The organism is Microbispora sp. NPDC088329 (assembly GCF_040685655.1).
Lineage (GTDB): Bacteria > Actinomycetota > Actinomycetes > Streptosporangiales > Streptosporangiaceae > Microbispora.
This window is the reverse complement of record NZ_JBFBIP010000037.1, coordinates 23,050-38,434: the sequence shown is the minus strand read 5'-3', so window position 1 is coordinate 38,434 and position 15,385 is coordinate 23,050. Positions and strand designations below refer to the sequence as shown.

15 protein-coding genes are annotated in these 15,385 nt (G+C 71.4%); 3 read left to right on the top strand and 12 right to left on the bottom strand.

Going from position 1 to position 15,385, the window contains the following annotated elements:
* Positions 1–157 precede the first annotated feature (157 nt).
* A complete protein-coding gene (locus AB0O28_RS38110) occupies positions 158–286 on the bottom strand; it encodes a hypothetical protein (RefSeq protein WP_363647580.1) in 129 nt (42 codons plus the stop codon).
* Positions 287–321: 35 nt separating this feature from the next.
* Positions 322–3,018: a class IV lanthionine synthetase LanL gene (lanL, locus tag AB0O28_RS38105; RefSeq protein ID WP_363647578.1), complete on the bottom strand. Its 2,697-nt coding sequence runs from the start codon at positions 3,016–3,018 to the stop codon at positions 322–324.
* A 307-nt stretch (positions 3,019–3,325) separates the two neighbouring features.
* Between lanL and AB0O28_RS38100 the strand changes: the two genes are divergently transcribed.
* Both AB0O28_RS38100 and AB0O28_RS38095 read left to right on the top strand, forming a co-directional pair.
* Entirely contained in the window at positions 3,326–4,480 is a 1,155-nt protein-coding gene (locus AB0O28_RS38100) for a nitric oxide synthase oxygenase (RefSeq protein WP_363647576.1), read from the top strand.
* Between the two features lie 41 nt (positions 4,481–4,521).
* Complete coding sequence (locus tag AB0O28_RS38095; protein WP_363647582.1) at positions 4,522–5,292, top strand: enoyl-CoA hydratase-related protein; 771 nt, start codon at positions 4,522–4,524, stop codon at positions 5,290–5,292.
* Between the two features lie 14 nt (positions 5,293–5,306).
* On the opposite strand, the gene galK is transcribed toward AB0O28_RS38095, so the two are convergent.
* From galK to AB0O28_RS38070, 5 genes are all read right to left on the bottom strand, one after another.
* The gene (gene galK, locus AB0O28_RS38090) at positions 5,307–6,428 is read right to left on the bottom strand and encodes a galactokinase (protein WP_363647574.1); all 1,122 of its coding nucleotides are present in this window, start codon (positions 6,426–6,428) and stop codon (positions 5,307–5,309) included.
* A 115-nt stretch (positions 6,429–6,543) separates the two neighbouring features.
* Complete coding sequence (locus AB0O28_RS38085; protein WP_363647572.1) at positions 6,544–8,205, bottom strand: catalase; 1,662 nt, start codon at positions 8,203–8,205, stop codon at positions 6,544–6,546.
* A 237-nt stretch (positions 8,206–8,442) separates the two neighbouring features.
* Positions 8,443–8,865, bottom strand: a complete 423-nt coding sequence (locus AB0O28_RS38080) for a VOC family protein (protein WP_363647570.1) — start codon at positions 8,863–8,865, stop codon at positions 8,443–8,445.
* Complete coding sequence (locus AB0O28_RS38075; protein WP_363647568.1) at positions 8,862–9,794, bottom strand: AraC family transcriptional regulator; 933 nt, start codon at positions 9,792–9,794, stop codon at positions 8,862–8,864. Before AB0O28_RS38075 ends, AB0O28_RS38080 begins: the two co-directional genes overlap by 4 nt.
* A gap of 145 nt (positions 9,795–9,939) precedes the next feature.
* The gene (locus AB0O28_RS38070) at positions 9,940–10,992 is read right to left on the bottom strand and encodes an NAD(P)-dependent alcohol dehydrogenase (protein WP_363647566.1); all 1,053 of its coding nucleotides are present in this window, start codon (positions 10,990–10,992) and stop codon (positions 9,940–9,942) included.
* Positions 10,993–11,084: 92 nt separating this feature from the next.
* Between AB0O28_RS38070 and AB0O28_RS38065 the strand changes: the two genes are divergently transcribed.
* Positions 11,085–11,663, top strand: coding sequence for a TetR family transcriptional regulator (locus tag AB0O28_RS38065; protein ID WP_363647564.1), 579 nt, complete (start codon positions 11,085–11,087; stop codon positions 11,661–11,663).
* Between the two features lie 241 nt (positions 11,664–11,904).
* On the opposite strand, the gene AB0O28_RS38060 is transcribed toward AB0O28_RS38065, so the two are convergent.
* The 5 genes from AB0O28_RS38060 to AB0O28_RS38040 all read right to left on the bottom strand — a co-directional run bounded on the left by AB0O28_RS38060 (position 11,905) and on the right by AB0O28_RS38040 (position 15,262).
* On the bottom strand, positions 11,905–12,183 hold the full coding sequence (locus AB0O28_RS38060) for an HPr family phosphocarrier protein (protein ID WP_363647562.1): 279 nt from the start codon (positions 12,181–12,183) through the stop codon (positions 11,905–11,907).
* Between the two features lie 85 nt (positions 12,184–12,268).
* Positions 12,269–13,309, bottom strand: a complete 1,041-nt coding sequence (locus tag AB0O28_RS38055; protein WP_363647560.1) for a zinc-dependent dehydrogenase — start codon at positions 13,307–13,309, stop codon at positions 12,269–12,271.
* Positions 13,306–13,773: a PTS sugar transporter subunit IIA gene (locus AB0O28_RS38050; RefSeq protein WP_363647558.1), complete on the bottom strand. Its 468-nt coding sequence runs from the start codon at positions 13,771–13,773 to the stop codon at positions 13,306–13,308. The genes AB0O28_RS38055 and AB0O28_RS38050 overlap by 4 nt, the downstream gene beginning before the upstream one ends.
* On the bottom strand, positions 13,766–14,074 hold the full coding sequence (locus tag AB0O28_RS38045) for a PTS lactose transporter subunit IIB (protein WP_363647556.1): 309 nt from the start codon (positions 14,072–14,074) through the stop codon (positions 13,766–13,768). The genes AB0O28_RS38050 and AB0O28_RS38045 overlap by 8 nt, the downstream gene beginning before the upstream one ends.
* Before the next feature lie 3 nt (positions 14,075–14,077).
* Positions 14,078–15,262, bottom strand: a complete 1,185-nt coding sequence (locus AB0O28_RS38040) for a PTS mannitol transporter subunit IICB (protein WP_363647554.1) — start codon at positions 15,260–15,262, stop codon at positions 14,078–14,080.
* Positions 15,263–15,385: the final 123 nt, after the last annotated feature.

Below are 15,385 nucleotides of genomic sequence, written 5' to 3'. Positions count from 1 at the left end.
CCTCGCGGGGTTGTACATCTTAACGCCGCGGGTGGGCGTATCCGGCGCAAAAACCCGGGGTTTCGGGGGATCGTGCGGCGGGTCCACGACCCCGGGGGGGGGGGGCGCCCCCCCCCCCCCCCGAGGCCAGAGCCACCCCGGGCACGCGGGGCATCGATCAGGTCGACACCAGGGTCTGCGCGGCGCACCCCGGCGCGGTCCAGGTCCAGCAGCACAGAACCTGTCCTTGAGCGCTGGAGCTCTCCTGTGGAGCCAGTTCCTGAAGAGCGGCGACGTCGGTCGTCATCGATTTCTCACCTCCTTCCACGGGGCCGTGCGGGGTCATCGTGCGGGTGTTTCCAGGGAGAAGTCGTCGGGCATGAACCAGCGCCGGCCGCCGTACCGCAGGCGCAGCAGGAACCCCGCGATTCCGGCGAGGCCCATGTTGTAGCTGCACGACAGCTCGGGGGTGGCCTGCGGCGGAATGAGTTTCCCGCCGTCCCTGCGCACATGGCCGCTGTGGATGCACGCCGCCAGCTCGGCGGCCCAGGTCAGATAGCGGTCGTCACCGAGCACCGCGGCCATGTCGAGCAGCAGTTCGCCGTTGCCCGCGTTGCCGTGACAGTGGATGTGGCTGAGGGCCCAGCGCTCGTTGCGCACCGCGCTCGCGGCCATCTCGGCCATCTCGCGGAAACCGGGCTCGCCGGTCGCCCGCCACAGCCGGATGAGGAAGGCTCCGATGCCGCCGGCGCCGTTGCACCACCAGGCCGTGTCCGGCTCCGCGCCCCGGGTGGGGTTCGCCCCCTCGGGCCCCACCGGCCATCTGGCGATGTCGCCGAGCCGCTCCGCCTTCGACTGCAGCGTCCTGCCGCAGGTCACGGCCAGCTCGATGTAGCGGGGCTCGTCCAGGGCATGTCCCGCGGAAAGCAGGAAGGTGGCGATCCCGGCGGTTCCGTGTGCGAAGCCGTAGTGGACGAGGCCCCCGAGCTTCGACTCGAGGCCCTCGGGAATCGGCCAGACCACCTCGTCTCCGCGGTGCTCGCACTCGTCCGCGAGCCGGTCGGCGCAGAACCGCGCCCGTACGCGGAACTCCGGATCGCCCGTGGCACGCCAGAGAGCGAGTTGCGCGACACCGGCGCCGGCGGTGCCGTGCGTGTAATCGGGCACGGGCCACCGCAGGGGAATCCTCTTGGCGTAAGCGAGGGCGGACTCGGCGAGACCTTCGTCGCCGAGGGTACGGGCGGTCTCGTACAGGGCCCAGGCGGCGCCTGAGCGCCCGAAGAACAGCCCGGGGAGAACCCGTGGCTCCCTCCGCAACTCCTCGTTCAGCCGGGCGGCGGCGACGGCCAGGGCGTCCCGGCACCGTTCGTCGTCGAGGACCAGGATCGCCCGGTTCAACACGGGCAGGATGCCTCCGGCGCCCGTGTGGACGCTGCAGGGATCTCCCATGCGGTTCTCGTGTATCACGGGAGGCCACAGGTGCCGGCCCTCCGGGTCCATCTGCCGCACGATGTGATGCAGCAGGTCGCGCAGGAGCAGGTCCTGCTCGCCGGGGGTGAGGACCGCGATCACATCGAACGCGGCCGGCCCCGGGGGGTCGCTCCGCAGGAAGGCGCGGGCGCGGGTGAGGTCCCACCGCTCGTCGGGGTCCGTGGCCGTCAGCCCGAGGATCAGCGGTGCGAGCCGCCGCAGGGCGTCGTTGCCGTGAGCGGCGGTGCGCACCAGCAACTCCATGCGCTCGCCCGCCGTGCGAACCGGCTCGTCCTCGGACGGGAACACCGGGTCGACACCGCTGCAGAGATACAGCAGGCAGGCGCCCAGGCTGTAGAGGTCGGCGGTCTGCGCGCACGCCGGGTGCGGCGCGCGGTCGCCGGACTGCTCCGGCGCGGTGTAGCCGGGCGTCATGACGGGGACGACGGGCTCGCCCGGCCGCGCCGCGAACTCCAGGTCGACGAGGCGGGGCATCCCGTCGGGGGTCACGACCACGTTGCCCGGGCTGAGGTCCCGCAGCACCAGCCCTGCGCCGTGAACGAGCGCCACCATGTCGACGAGCCGTCCGGCGAGATCGAGCACCTCGGGCGACGGCGGGCGGCGGGAGCTTTCGTCGCGTGACCGGTCCGCCACCCATTTCTTCAGGGAAGACCCCGGAATCTCCTCCTCCGCCAGGAAGAGGTGGTCCTGATAGTCGAGCAGGGCGACCGTGCGCGGGGTGATGCCCAGGGGCTCCAGCAGGTCCAGCATCTCGGCCTCGCGGCGCAGCAGGGTGCGCGCGGGCGCGATGTGCGGCCTCGCCTCCTTGAGGATCACCCTGGCCCCGTCACGCCGCCGGTCGGCGGCGCGGTACACCCCGCCGCGGCTCGAATGACGAACGGCCTCGTCCACCTCGAAACGGCCGGCGATCAGAACGGGTCCGCCGCGCTGCTCGTCCGGCTTCGCCGCCGGGGTCGCCGGCAGCGGCGGCGGAACCCAGGCCGGGGCGGTGTAGTAGGCCTCGCGCCTGTCCTCCACCCACGAGCCGTCCGGGGCCACGAGCATCGGGACGTAGGAGCCGTCCATGTCGAGCACGGTCAGTCCGTCCGTGAACCCGCCATAGCGGTAATGAACCAGGCTCCCCGGGCGATATGCCAGGTCCGAAAAGATCGCCGGTCCGGCCAGTCCTTCGGTGGCCTGGTGCAACTCCTCGGCCAGTACGCGGAAATGCTCGTCGTCGTCCGGATAGACGGTGATGAATTTGCCGCTCGACGCTCGCGGATGGCGCATGGAGGTCAGTTCGGCGACCTGGGCGAGCCCCTTGGCGAACTTGAAGCAGGCCCGCCGCTCGAGCAGCACTTTCGCCGCTCTTTCCAGCACCGGCGGCGCCGATTCGCAGGTGGCGGAGACGTGCAGCTTCCAGCCCTGCGGCCGCCGGCCGTATCCGGGAGGTTCCACGTAGCACCAGAACGGCTCGGTCCGGACCACCCAGTTGTCCGGGCGGGCGATCTCCTCCAGCGCGGACTGGAGTACCTTCCCGAGTTCGTCCGTCCCGGCACCATCAGTCACGCGATCCCCCTTTGTCGCAGATATCAGAATTAAGGGATATCTGCTGATTTGTCTAGGGTCTCGTTACAACCGTGTATCACTGTCTGTGTCCCCTCTCGTCGGCGGGCGGCGATGAACTGGGGCCTTTTCCTGCACCGTTCACCCCACTGATGTACGGATTTGGCGGACAAATCCTTCGGCGTTCCCGGAAAATGTGGAGCGCCGTGGCCGTACCGGTCGCGGCTGCCGCGGACCACGACGGCGCAGTGGGGTGAGGGCCACTGCGGGAAGGGTGTCGCCGCCGGCCCGGAACCGGTGCGGGACGCCCGTGAGCGCGAAGTGTGTGGCGGTCGTGCTGACTTGGCGGAAATCGAGGAAGACCCCCGCGCCCGTACGGGAGCGCGGGGAGGAGATCGACAGGCGGGAGGCGGAGGACTTCATCCGGCTCCACCACGCGGAGAACCCGGTGGCCGGCCCGGTGGAGCAGCGGCTCCGGGAGGTCGTCGCGGAGATCGACCAGACAGGGACGTACACGCACACCACCGGCGAGCTGACCTTCGGCGCGCGGGTGGCGTGGCGCAACAGCAACAGGTGCATCGGACGCCTCTACTGGCGGTCGCTGCAGGTCCGTGACCGGCGGCACGTGGACACCGCGGACGGCGTGGCCGAGGAGTGCGTCGAGCACCTCAGGGCGGCCACGGGGAGGGGCAGGATCCGGCCCACCATCACGGTGCTCGCCCCCGACCGGCCGGGGGAGCGGGCGCCGCGGATCCTCAACGACCAGCTGATCCGCTACGCCGGATACGTACGCGAGGACGGATCGGTCCTCGGCGACCCGGCGAACGCGTCGATCACCGAGCGGGCCCTGCGGATGGGCTGGCGCGGGGACGGCACGCGGTTCGACGTGCTGCCGCTGATCGTGGAGGCCAAGGGTGCCCTGGTCCTGCGGGAGGTGCCGCGCGAGGCGGTCCTGGAGGTGCCGCTCCGGCACCCGGCCCTCCCGTGGTTCGCCGATCTGGGGCTCAAGTGGCACGCCGTGCCGGCGATCTCGAACATGTCGCTGGAGATCGGCGGCGTCAGCTACCCGTGCGCGCCGTTCAACGGCTGGTACATGGGCACCGAGATCGGCGCGCGCAACCTCGCCGACCGGGACCGCTACGACCAGCTGGCGGTGGTCGCCGAGCGGCTCGGCCTCGACACCTCCCACGACCGGACGCTCTGGCGTGACCAGGCGCTGGTGGAGCTCAACGTCGCCGTGCTGCACTCCTTCGCGGAGGACGGCGTCACGATCACCGACCATCACACCGAGGCCCGGCGCTTCCTGACCCACCTGGAGCGGGAGGAGCGCAGCGGGCGCGTCTGCCCGGCGGACTGGTCCTGGATCGTGCCGCCACTGTCCGGCGCCGCGACGCCGGTCTTCCACCGCTACTACGAGGACGTACGGCTCACGCCGGCCTACGTCCACCGGCCGCCGGTGGTGTAGAACCGTGTAGAACATAGTTCGGGTGAAGGAGGGGCGTGGCGATGGTGGTGCTGTCCGAGGACGACGGCGGTGTGCGAATCCTGACGTTCAACCGGCCGGAACGGCTGAACGCCTGGACCGCCGAGATGGGGCGGCGCTACTTCGACCTGCTGGAGGAGGCCGACCGCGACCCGTCCGTACGGGCGATCGTGGTGACCGGCGCGGGGAAGGGTTTCTGCGCCGGTGCCGACTTCGCCGACCTGACGGCCCTGCAGGCGGGCACGTACGCCGACGAGCAGGACTCCCGGCCCACCACCTTCCCGAGCACGCTGCGGACGCCGGTCGTCGCGGCGGTCAACGGCGCGTGCGCCGGTCTGGGAATGGTCCACGCGCTCGTGTGCGACGTGGTCGTCACCGCCGACGACGCCAAATGGACGACCGCGTTCTCCCGGCGCGGGCTCATCGCCGAGTGGGGCCTGGGCTGGATCCTGCCCAGGCTGGCGGGGCAGGCGCGGGCGATGGACCTGCTGCTGTCCGGCCGGGTCTTCACCGGCGCGCAGGCGTGCGCCATGGGCCTCGCCGTACGGGCGGTGCCGGGGGAGCGGCTGCTCGCCGAAGCCGTCGCGTACGCGAAGGAGCTGGCCACGCAGTGCTCGCCCGCCTCGATGGCCGTGATCAAGCGGCAGCTGTGGGGCGGCTGGCAGGAGGGGCTCGACGAGGCCAGGGACGAGGCCGTGCGGCTGATGATGGAGTCGTTCCGGCGGCCGGACTTCGCCGAGGGAGTGGCGAGCTTCCTCGAACGCCGGCCGCCGGACTTCCCGCCCCTGACGTAGGGCTCAGCGGACATCTAGTGGACGCGGTGGGCGCCGGCGGCCGGAGTGGCCGGCAGGAACGTCGGCGCGGTCCAGCCGCGCTCGGCGTAGGCCTGCTCGACCGTGGTTCGCACCCGATCGACCCGGTCGTCGGCGACGAGCGCGATGGCCGAGCCGCCGAAGCCGCCGCCGGTCATCCGCGCCCCGCGCGCGCCGCCCCGCACCGCGGCCTCGACCGCCACGTCCAGTTCGGGGCAGGAGACCTGGTACTGGTCGCGCAGGGACAGGTGTGAGGCGTTCAGCAGGGCGCCGATCTCCTGTACGGCTCCCGCCCGCAGCAGCCCGATGACGGCCTCCACCCGGTGGTTCTCGGTGACGACGTGCTGGGTGCGGGCCCGCTCGTCGCCGCTGAGCCTCGACAGGGCCGCGGCGAGGTCGGTGACGTCCCGCAGCGAGGGGACGCCGAGGTGCTCGGCCGCGTTCTCGCAGTCCCGGCGCCGCTTGGCGTACTGCCCGTCGGCCAGCTCGTGGTGGACGCCGGTGTTGATGATGAGGATCCGCAGGCCGTACGCCGGCAGGTCGAACGGGACGGCCCGGCCGGCCAGCGAGCGGCAGTCGAGGAACAGCGCGTGCCCCTCCTTGCTCAGCGCGGAGGCCGCCTGGTCCATGATTCCGCACGGCATGCCGACGAACTCGTTCTCGGCCTTCTGACACAGCCTGGCCAGCTCCATCGGCTCGAGGCCGAGGCCGCACAGGTCGTTCAGGGCGAGCCCGACGGAGACCTCCAGCGCGGCGCTGGACGACAGTCCCGCGCCCTTGGGCACGTCGCCGTCGATCACGATGTCGGCTCCGCGCACGGGAAGCCCGGCGGCGCGCATCACCGCGACGACCCCGACGGGATAGCGGGCCCAGCCCTCGGCCCGGTCGAGGTCCTCCAGCACCTGCTCCTCGCCGGGGGCCTGAAGGGAGGCGATGCGGACCGTGAGGTCGTCGCGGGGGCTGACGGCCGCGGTGACGCCCCACGGCACCGCGAACGGCAGCACGAAGCCGTCGTTGTAGTCGGTGTGCTCGCCGATCAGGTTGACCCTGCCGGGCGCGTGCCAGACCCCGGCGGGCTCGCCGCCGTACGCCTGCCGGAAAGCATCAACAACGCGCATAGTCGCACACTCCTCAACATCGCAGCCTCCCCGTAGGGTAGCGGCCCGCGCGGGTGCGGACGTGCCAGGGCCCGGCTCGGAAATCCGGGCCGGGCCCTGATCCGCACGGCGATCCTCACATCGCGGGCACGGTCGCCCGCTCGTTGGGGACGCAGTGCGTCATCTTCAGGCCCGAGACGTCGCGCGGGCCGTTCTTGCCGAGGTTGGCCAGGCGCTCCCTGTCCTCGTCGGTCAGGTCCTGGCTCGCCAGCGGCTCCAGGTGCTTGACGTCGTCCGGCGTGATGCCGAGCCCCTCGCCGACCCGCAGCCCGAGGTCGTCCTCGACCAGCAGGAAGTGCCAGACCATGCGCTCCTGGATCGGCCGGTCGCACTGCGACAGCATGGTGACGAAGTTCTCCACGAGGTCGTCGCGTTCCCACTGCTCCATGAGCAGGTAGCGCTGGCCCGCCTGCTTGTAGTCGTTGGTCCGCGGGATGCGCTTGCGGGTGAGCCTGCCGACGATCTCCGGGCCCTGCTCGTCGTGCGTCGGGAACCGCCCCTCGCGCAGCCCGCCGCCGATCGAGGGCTCGTAGTTGACGTGCGGGTTCTCGCCGCCCTGGTCCTGCTGGTAGGTCATGAGGCCGTCGCGCTGGTTGGTCCGCACGTCGGCGTTCCTGGCCTGGTTGACCGGCAGTTGCAGGTAGTTCGGCCCGACGCGGTAGCGCTGGGTGTCGCTGTAGGAGAACGTGCGTCCCACCAGCATCTTGTCGTCGGAGAAGTCCAGCCCGTCGACGAGGACGCCGGTGCCGAAGCCGATCTGCTCGTTCTCGGCGAAGACGTTGTCCACCGTCCGGTCCAGGACCATCCGGCCGACCGGCTTGGCCGGGAAGTCGTTCTCCGGCCAGACCTTGGTGTCGTCGAGCGGGTCGAAGTCCAGTTCGGGGTGCTCGTCGTCGCTCATCATCTGGACGAGCAGCTCCCACTCCGGGTAGTCGCCGCGCTCGATGGCGTCGTGCAGGTCCTTCGTGGCGTGGCCCAGCTCGTGGGCCTGGATGCGGGCGGCGTCGTCGGCCGTCATGCTCCTGACCCCCTGCTTGGGCATCCAGTGATACTTCACGAGCACGGTCTCACCCTGCTCGTTGACCCACTTGTAGGTGTTCACCCCGAAGCCCTGCATGTGCCGGTAGTCCGCCGGGATGCCGCGCGGGCTGAACAAGTTGACGATCATGTGCATCGTCTCGGGGCTCTGCGACATGAAGTCGAAGATCCGGTTCGGCTCCTGCCGGAAGGTGACCGGGTCCGGCTTGAGCGCGTGGATCACGTCGGGGAACTTGATGGCGTCGCGGATGAAGAACACCGCGAGGTCGTTTCCGACGAGGTCCCAGTTGCCGTCCTCGGTGTAGAACTTCACGGCGAACCCGCGTGGGTCGCGGGCGCACTCGGACGAGTCGCGCCCCCCGATCACCGTCGAGAACCGCACCGCCACGTCGGTGCGCTTGCCGGCTTCCTGGAACAGCTTCGCCCTCGTGAACCGGGCGATCGGCTCGTCGCCCCACATGCCGTACGCCTCGAAGAAGCCGTACGACGTCGTGCCGCGCGCGTGCACCACCCGTTCCGGGATGCGCTCCCGGTCGAAGTGACTCATCTTCTCCAGGAACTGGTAGTTCTCGAGAGTGGCCGGGCCGCGCGCGCCGACCGTCCGCTGGTTCTGGTTGTCGTAGACCGGGTGCCCTTGACGGTTGGTCAGCACCGGACGCTCGTCTCCGGCCTCCGGTCCCTTGCTCGACACGTCCGTCATGGGACGGCTCCTCTCGCTATTTGATCTCATTTGAGCTGTTTGTTCTCTTCTAGACCCCCCTTTCCGCTTTTTGTCGGGGTATTCGTCCCGGCGCCCTCAGGAGAGGAGATCCTGGAACGTCCGGAGCACGCGGGGAAGGGATCGCAGGGCGCCGTGCACGTGGTCCACCGCCCCGACGTCCACCAGGCGTACCTCGGCCCCGCGCACCGCCGGAACCATGGTGGGGAACGCCCTACCTCACCCTGTGGAGTCGCTCTTCCGCGGCTCGCCGCGGTAGGTGCCGAACGACCAGAGGTTGTCCTCCCGGTCCCGGACGACGAACTCGCGGGAGCCGTAGTCGGTGTCGTACGGCTCCTTGACGACCCGCGCCCCCGCGGCGGTCGCCCGGGCGAACAACGCGTCCGGGTCGTCGGTGACCGCGTACGCGCCGAACGAGCCGGGGGTGAGGCTCCACTTGTCGTCCGGGGTGTCCCTCGCGCTGCCCAGCATGATCCCGCCGCCGTTCGGCCAGGAGAGCTGGGCGTGGTCGACGCGGTCGCCCTCGCCGTACACCGCGGTCTCCTCGAAGCCGAACGCCTCGACGAGGAAGGCGATCAGGGCGCGCGCGTCCCTGGCCCGCAGCGTGGGCCATACCTGAGGTGCTGGTGTGGTGTCGTTCATGCCACCGAGTCTGGCGAGCCGTCCGCCGCCCCGGCTTGGACGTTTCGGAACAGCTCGCTGCCGTGGCGGCCCTCCTCGGCCAGCCAGCGGCTGGGCGAGCACCCGGCGAGGGCGCCGAACTCGCGGGCGAGGTGCGCCTGGTCGCAGAACCCGCACTCGGCCGCCGCGTCGGCCAGCGTGAGCCGTCGGCCGGACGCCGCCGCCCTCTGGAGCAGGCGCCGGACCCGGTCGAACCGCACGACCCGCGCCGCCTCCTTGGGGGACAGGCCGATCTCCTCCCGGAACCGGCCGTTGAGGTGCCTGGAGCTCCAGCCCACGTCGCGGGCGAGACCGGACACGGTGACCTGTCCGCCCGCGGCCAGCATCCGCCCCCACGCCCGCGCCACCTCGGACGGGTACGCCCGCGCCGGGCGGGCGTGCCGGGACAGGACCGCGTCGAGGACGGCGAAGCGCTCGTCCCAGCCGGGCGCCTCCAGCAGGCGCTCGCGCAGTTCGCCGGCCAGCCGGCCGAGCACGTCGGAGCCGTCCAGGTCGAGCCCGGACAGCTCTCCGGCGGGCAGCCCGAGCAGGGCTCGCGCGCCGCGCGGCGTCAGCGCGAGCTGCACGCCCGACTGCCGCCCGTCGTGCGTGATCAGCGCCGGGCTGGTGTGCAGCCCGCCGACGAGCGTGTCGTACGACCCGGGTGGCGTGCGCGGGTCGGGGTGTGCCGCGATGACGAGCGGTTCGTCCAGCGTGAAGATCATCGTCAGATAGGGCGACGGCAGGCCGCGATGCGAGGCCGGGGGGACTCCGGCCTCGTGGTAGGCGCTGTACCACGCGACCAGCGGACGCAGCGCCGGAGCGGGCTGCCGATGGAAGAACGTCGTCTCCTCGTGTCCCTTGTCGATTTCGGCGCCGGTTTGCGCCGTCCGCCGATCCCGAGCCGCCATCTGCTCCTCCTACCCGCGCTCCCCAGTCTCCATCAGGAGAGCGCGGCGGCCGCCGTCGCGGGCGACGACGGGAGACCGTCGGCCCGATCTTCGTGATGGACCAGCCGGCGTCCAGTGCCCGTACCCGTGACGCCCCCGCCGCGGTTCATGAGCCGGCGGGCTGGTCGAGGTCGGACAGGTCGAGCACGAAGCGGTAGCGGACGTCGCCGCGGCCGAGGCGGTCGAGTGCCTCCTGAACGCGCGCCGAGGGCAGCACCTCGACGTCGGCCGTGATGGCGTGGCCGGCGCAAAAGTCCAGCAGTTCGGCGGTGTGGCGGCGGCCGCCGGTGCCCGAGGAGGTCAGCTTCTTGCGGCCCTGAACCAGGTCGAGGATCCGCACCGCCTGCTCCAGGGGGTAGCCGAGCAGGGCGAGGGTGCCGTCCAGGGCCGCCATGCGCAGCAGCGGGGACAGGTCGTGCGCGGCGGGGATGGTGTCCAGGATCAGGTCGAACCTGCCGCGCGCCCGCCGGGTCTGCTGATCGTCGCCGGTCGTCAGGGTGTCGACCGCTCCGAGCTTGTGGGCGTCGTCGGCTTTGGCGGGTGTGCGGCTGAGGACGGTGACCTCGGCGCCCAGCCCGGCGGCCAGCTTCACCCCCAGGTGCCCCAGCCCGCCGAGGCCGGCCACGGCGACCCGGCTCCCGGGCCCGATCCCGGCCGCGCGCAGGGGCTCCCAGACGGTGATCCCGGCGCACATCAGCGGGGCGGCGGCGGCCTGGTCGAGCCCGTCCGGCAGGTGGTAGGCGAACTGGTCGCGCACCACGTACTCGCGGCTGTAGCCGCCCTGGGTCCTGGTGCCGTCGACGCGGTCGGTCCCGCCGTAGGTGGTGACGGGGCCCTCGTAGCAGAAGTTCTCCTGTCCGATCCGGCACATCTCGCAGATCCCGCAGGAGTCGACGACGGTCCCGACCGCGACCCTGTCGCCCACCGAGAACGCGGTCACCGCGACGCCGACGGCGGTGACCGTGCCGGTGAACTCGTGGCCGGGGACCAGAGCGTTCTCGCCGAGAAGGCCGCCGATCCGGTGCAGGTCGCTGTGGCACACGCCGCAGTAGTCGACGCGGACCGCGAGGTCGTCGTCGCGCAGGTCGCGGCGCTCGATGCGGACGCGCCGCAGCGCGGTGGTGCCCTCAGTGCTCATCCAGCCGGTGGTGGTACGCACGAGTCCTCCAAACAGACTATTCGGTCTGTTTTCAGCGTAGGTCAGGCTCGACCACGAAGCAAACCGACTAGTCTGTCTGTTAGGCTGAGGTCATGCCCGAGCTGCCGACCACACCGAAGGGTGCCGCGACCAGGCGCCGGATTCTGGACGCTGCCGCCGAGGAGTTCGCGCAGCGGGGCATCGCCGGCGCCAGGATCGACCGCATCACCGCCACCGCGCGCACCAACAAAGCCCAGGTGTACGGCTACTTCGGCAGTAAGGACGGCTTGTTCGACGCGGTGATCGCCGACCACGCCGACCGGCTCATGAGCGCCGTCGCCTTCGACGCCGAGGACCTGCCCGGCTGGGCGGTGGGGATGTACGACGAGAACCTGCGCCATCCCGAACTGGTCCGCCTCATGGCCTGGCTGCGGCTGGAACGACGTCCGGCAGGACGCCTCGCCGACGCGACCGACGACGAACCGAAATTCGCCGCCATCGCCGCCGCCCAGGCCGCCGGGCGGCTCCGCCAGGGCGACCCCCTCGATCTGATCGCCCTGGTCATCGCCATGGCCTGTGCCTGGTCCCCGGCCAGCGGCTTCTACGCCGCCACCGCGGACGAGCCCGCCACCGACCACGACCGCCGCCGGGCCCTCCTGCGCGAGTGTGTCGCCCGCGCCGTCGCCCCTTGACCGGACACCCGCCCACCGTCCGGGACGGGCGGGCCGGTGTTCATCCGACGGTGGTTCGCCGAACGCTCGGGGGCGCGAGCCAGGGATGCCTTCGTGTCCAGTTCGGGCGTTCAGTTCGGCGCGGGAGTGCGGGAGTGCGGGAGTGCGGAGGACGCGCCCGGTGACGTGCCCGGCCGGCGGCCGGCACCCTCGGCACCGGCCACGCGGCCCCGGCGGCTCCGGCCTACTCGGCCTACTCGGCCTACTCGGCGTCCTCGGCGTCGAGGTCGCGGGACAGCAGGTCGGCGAGGGCGGCGAGGGCCTCCTCCGCTCCCGGTCCTTCGGCCTCCAGGGTCACCTCGGTACCGTGCCCGGCTCCGAGGGTGAGCACGCCCAGCATGCTGTTCGCGAGGACGGCCTTCCCGCCGCCCACGCGGATGCGCACGGGCGCCGGCTGTCGCGCGGCCGCCTCCACGAAGATCTTCGCGGGGCGGGCGTGCAGGCCGGAGCGCGAGGCGACCACCACTGTCCTTTCCGGCATCGCGTTCCTCTCAGGGCTGGATCACAGGGCTGGATCAAGGGCTCGGCTTCGGGGCCGATGGCAGAGCCGATCGCACGGGCCGAGGTCAGGGCTCGATGGTGACCTTGATGGCGGCGCCGCGGGCGACGACGTCGATGGCGTCCATGACCTCGTCGAGGCCGAGGCGATGGGTGATCAGGTCGGTGACCGGCACCGCTCCTTCGGCGATGAGCCGCAGGGCGCGGGCGTTGTGGGCCGGGCTCGACCCGTTGGCGCCGACGATGGTGAGCTCCCGGTAGTGCACCAGATTGGAGTCGCAGGCGATGATCGGGTCGTCCTTCGGCAGCCCGCCGAAGAAGCTGATCCGGCCCTGCCGTGCGGCCATCTGCAACGCCTGCTGCTGGGCCGCCCCGGAGGCCGCCGCCGTGATCACCACATCGGCGCCCCGGCCGCCGGTCAGCTTGAGCACCTCGTCCACGAGGTCGGTCTCGCCCGAGCAGATCGCCGCGTCGGGCCGTACGAGGTCGGCGGCCAGGGCGAGGCGCTCGGCGTTGAGGTCGGCGAGGAAGACCCGGGCCGCGCCGCGCGAGCGGGCCAGCCGCACGTGCAGGCAGCCGATCGGGCCCGAGCCGACGACGACCACGTCGTCGCCCTCGCCGACGCGGGCCAGCTCCTGCCCGTTGAGCACGCAGGCGAGCGGCTCGGCGAGGGACGCCTCGGCGAACCCGACCCCGTCGGGAATCCGGTTGAGCCCGTCCACGGCGAGCACCTTGGCCGGCACGACCATGTGCTGCGCGAAGCCGCCGTCGTAGTGGTAGCCCATCGACTCCTGGTCGGGGCAGACCGTGAGGTGACCCCGGCGGCACTCCTCGCACTCGCCGCACGGAATCGCGGCGATCACCTGCACGCGGTCGCCCGGACTCCAACCGGTGACGCCCTCGCCGACCTCCACGATCTCCCCGGCGATCTCGTGGCCCATCACCCTGGGCGGCCTGATGTGGTGGTGCCCGAACCGGTAGATCTTCACGTCCGTGCCGCACGTCGAGCAGTTGCGCACACGGATCTTCACCTCGCCGGGGCGGGCGACGGGCTCGGGCACCTCCTCCAGGCGGATGTCCCCGGGAGCGTGGAAACGGGCGACTTTCACTCGGAGTCTTCCTCTCCGTCCGGTTGCAGCAGGTGGATGACCTCGTCGACGTCGGCGGCGGCACGCAGGGCCGCGGCGCGGTCCGGGTCGAGCAGGATCTGGGCGAGTCGCGACAGCAGCCGCATGTGGCCGTCGCCGCGCGCCGCGATGCCGACGCACACCGTCACGCGCTCACCGTGCCAGTCGACGCCCTCGGGGAAGCGCAGCACGCAGATCGCGTCGTGGCGGACCGCCTCCTTCGACGTCAGCGTGCCGTGCGGGATGGCGACGCCCTCTCCGACGTACGTGGAGATCGACCGTTCGCGTTCGAGCATGGCCTCGGCGTAGGTCCCGTCCACCGCGCCGATCTCCTGAAGGACCGCTCCGCACTGCCGGATGGCGTCCTCGACGTCCGCGGCGGTCGCGGTGGTCCGTACGGCGCGGGGATCGAGGGGGAGCGGGGCCGTGCCGGCCCGGTCAGCCATCGATCGTGCCTCCGTTCTTGATGGCGGCGACGACCCGCGCCACGGCGGGGTCGCCGATGAAGACCTGGAACGGCACGAGCACGACGCCGGGGGCGCTCGCCCTGGCGCGGTCGGCCAGCCCGGTGTGGCAGACGATCACGTCGGCGTCGCCGGGGATCGAGTTGACCGGGGTGTGCTCCACGGTGACCGCGGTGCCCTTGAGCTGCTTACGCAGCGTGCTCGCGAGCATGACGCTGCTGCCCATGCCCGCGTCGCAGGCCACGATGAGTTTGCGGACGTCCTTGCCCTCGATGCCGGACATGGATCACGCCTCCTTGGTGGCGGGCACGCTCTCGGCCGCCGTCTCGCCGGTTGTCTCGTGCTTGTGGGTGTCGGTGTCGATGTCGGTGTCGTTCGTGCCGGTGGGGGTGGCGTCCTGCGCCGGCTCGTCCGGCTGGTCGCCGTTGGCGCGGCCGAAGCCCAGCAGCGCGGCGGCCACGGCGAAGGAGACGGCCGTCGCGACGACGATCCCGGCGATCGGCCCGAACCAGCCGCCCTTCGGGGTCACCGCCATGTAGGCGAAGATGCTGCCCGGCGACGGCGTCGCGACCAGGCCCGCCCCGGTGACCAGGAAGGTGAGCACGCCCGCGGCGCCACCAGCGATCACCGCGACGATCAGGCGCGGCTTCATCAGCACGTACGGGAAATAGATTTCGTGAATGCCGCCGAAGAAGTGGATGATCATGGCGGCGGGGGTGCTGGGACGCAGGGACCGCGGGCCGAACAGCAGGTAAGCGATCAGCAGGCCGAGGCCCGGGCCCGGGTTGGACTCCAGCATGAACAGGATCGATTTGCCGTGCTTGACCGACTCGGCGACGCCCAGCGGCCCGAGCACGCCGTGGTTGATCGCGTTGTTGAGGAACAGCACCTTGGCCGGCTCGATGATGACCGAGGCGATCGGCAGGAGCGAGTGGGAGACGAGCCACGACACGCCGTCGCCCGCGACCTCGGTGACCTTCTCCACGACCGGGCCGATGGCGAGGACGCCGGCGATCGCCATGACCGCGCCGACGATGCCGGCGGTGAAGTTGTCGACCAGCATCTCGAAGCCGGCCCTGGTCCGTTCGGCGGTGAACCGGTCGACGTGCTTGAGGATCAGCGCGGCCAGCGGGCCGACGATCATGGCGCCGAGGAACATCGGGACGTCCGCCCCGACGACCACGCCCATCGTGGCGACGGCGCCGACGACCGCGCCGCGCTGGGCGTGGACCATCCGGCCGCCGGTGTAGCCGATGAGCACGGGGAGGAGGGTGCCGATGATCGGGCCGACCAGTTCGGCGAGTGTCTTGTTCGGTATCCATCCGGTCGGGATGAACAGGGCCGTGATGAGGCCCCAGGCGATGAAGGCGCCGATGTTCGGCATGATCATTCCGGCGAGGTGGCCGCCGAAACGCTGGATCGTGGCCCGCACACCGGTGCCGTGGACGGTGGGGGTATAGGGCGTGGCCATTGAGGTGCTCCTTCCGGGGCGACCGGCCTGGCTGGCCGGCTGGGGGGTTCTCGGGTCGCTGCCATCCCCCCGGACATGAGCGAGCGAAGCGAGTGAATCAGGAAGTGCGAAGCGGGCGAAGCG

What these genes read in the sequence shown, in the direction of transcription:
- AB0O28_RS38110 (WP_363647580.1), bottom strand. Translation starts at nt 286, where the DNA reads ATGACGACCGACGTCGCCGCTCTTCAGGAACTGGCTCCACAGGAGAGC.
- AB0O28_RS38095 (WP_363647582.1), top strand. Translation starts at nt 4,522, where the DNA reads ATGGTGGTGCTGTCCGAGGACGACGGCGGTGTGCGAATCCTGACGTTC.
- galK (WP_363647574.1), bottom strand. Translation starts at nt 6,428, where the DNA reads ATGCGCGTTGTTGATGCTTTCCGGCAGGCGTACGGCGGCGAGCCCGCC.
- AB0O28_RS38085 (WP_363647572.1), bottom strand. Translation starts at nt 8,205, where the DNA reads ATGACGGACGTGTCGAGCAAGGGACCGGAGGCCGGAGACGAGCGTCCG.
- AB0O28_RS38080 (WP_363647570.1), bottom strand. Translation starts at nt 8,865, where the DNA reads ATGAACGACACCACACCAGCACCTCAGGTATGGCCCACGCTGCGGGCC.
- AB0O28_RS38075 (WP_363647568.1), bottom strand. Translation starts at nt 9,794, where the DNA reads ATGGCGGCTCGGGATCGGCGGACGGCGCAAACCGGCGCCGAAATCGAC.
- AB0O28_RS38065 (WP_363647564.1), top strand. Translation starts at nt 11,085, where the DNA reads ATGCCCGAGCTGCCGACCACACCGAAGGGTGCCGCGACCAGGCGCCGG.
- AB0O28_RS38060 (WP_363647562.1), bottom strand. Translation starts at nt 12,183, where the DNA reads ATGCCGGAAAGGACAGTGGTGGTCGCCTCGCGCTCCGGCCTGCACGCC.
- AB0O28_RS38050 (WP_363647558.1), bottom strand. Translation starts at nt 13,773, where the DNA reads ATGGCTGACCGGGCCGGCACGGCCCCGCTCCCCCTCGATCCCCGCGCC.
- AB0O28_RS38045 (WP_363647556.1), bottom strand. Translation starts at nt 14,074, where the DNA reads ATGTCCGGCATCGAGGGCAAGGACGTCCGCAAACTCATCGTGGCCTGC.
- AB0O28_RS38040 (WP_363647554.1), bottom strand. Translation starts at nt 15,262, where the DNA reads ATGGCCACGCCCTATACCCCCACCGTCCACGGCACCGGTGTGCGGGCC.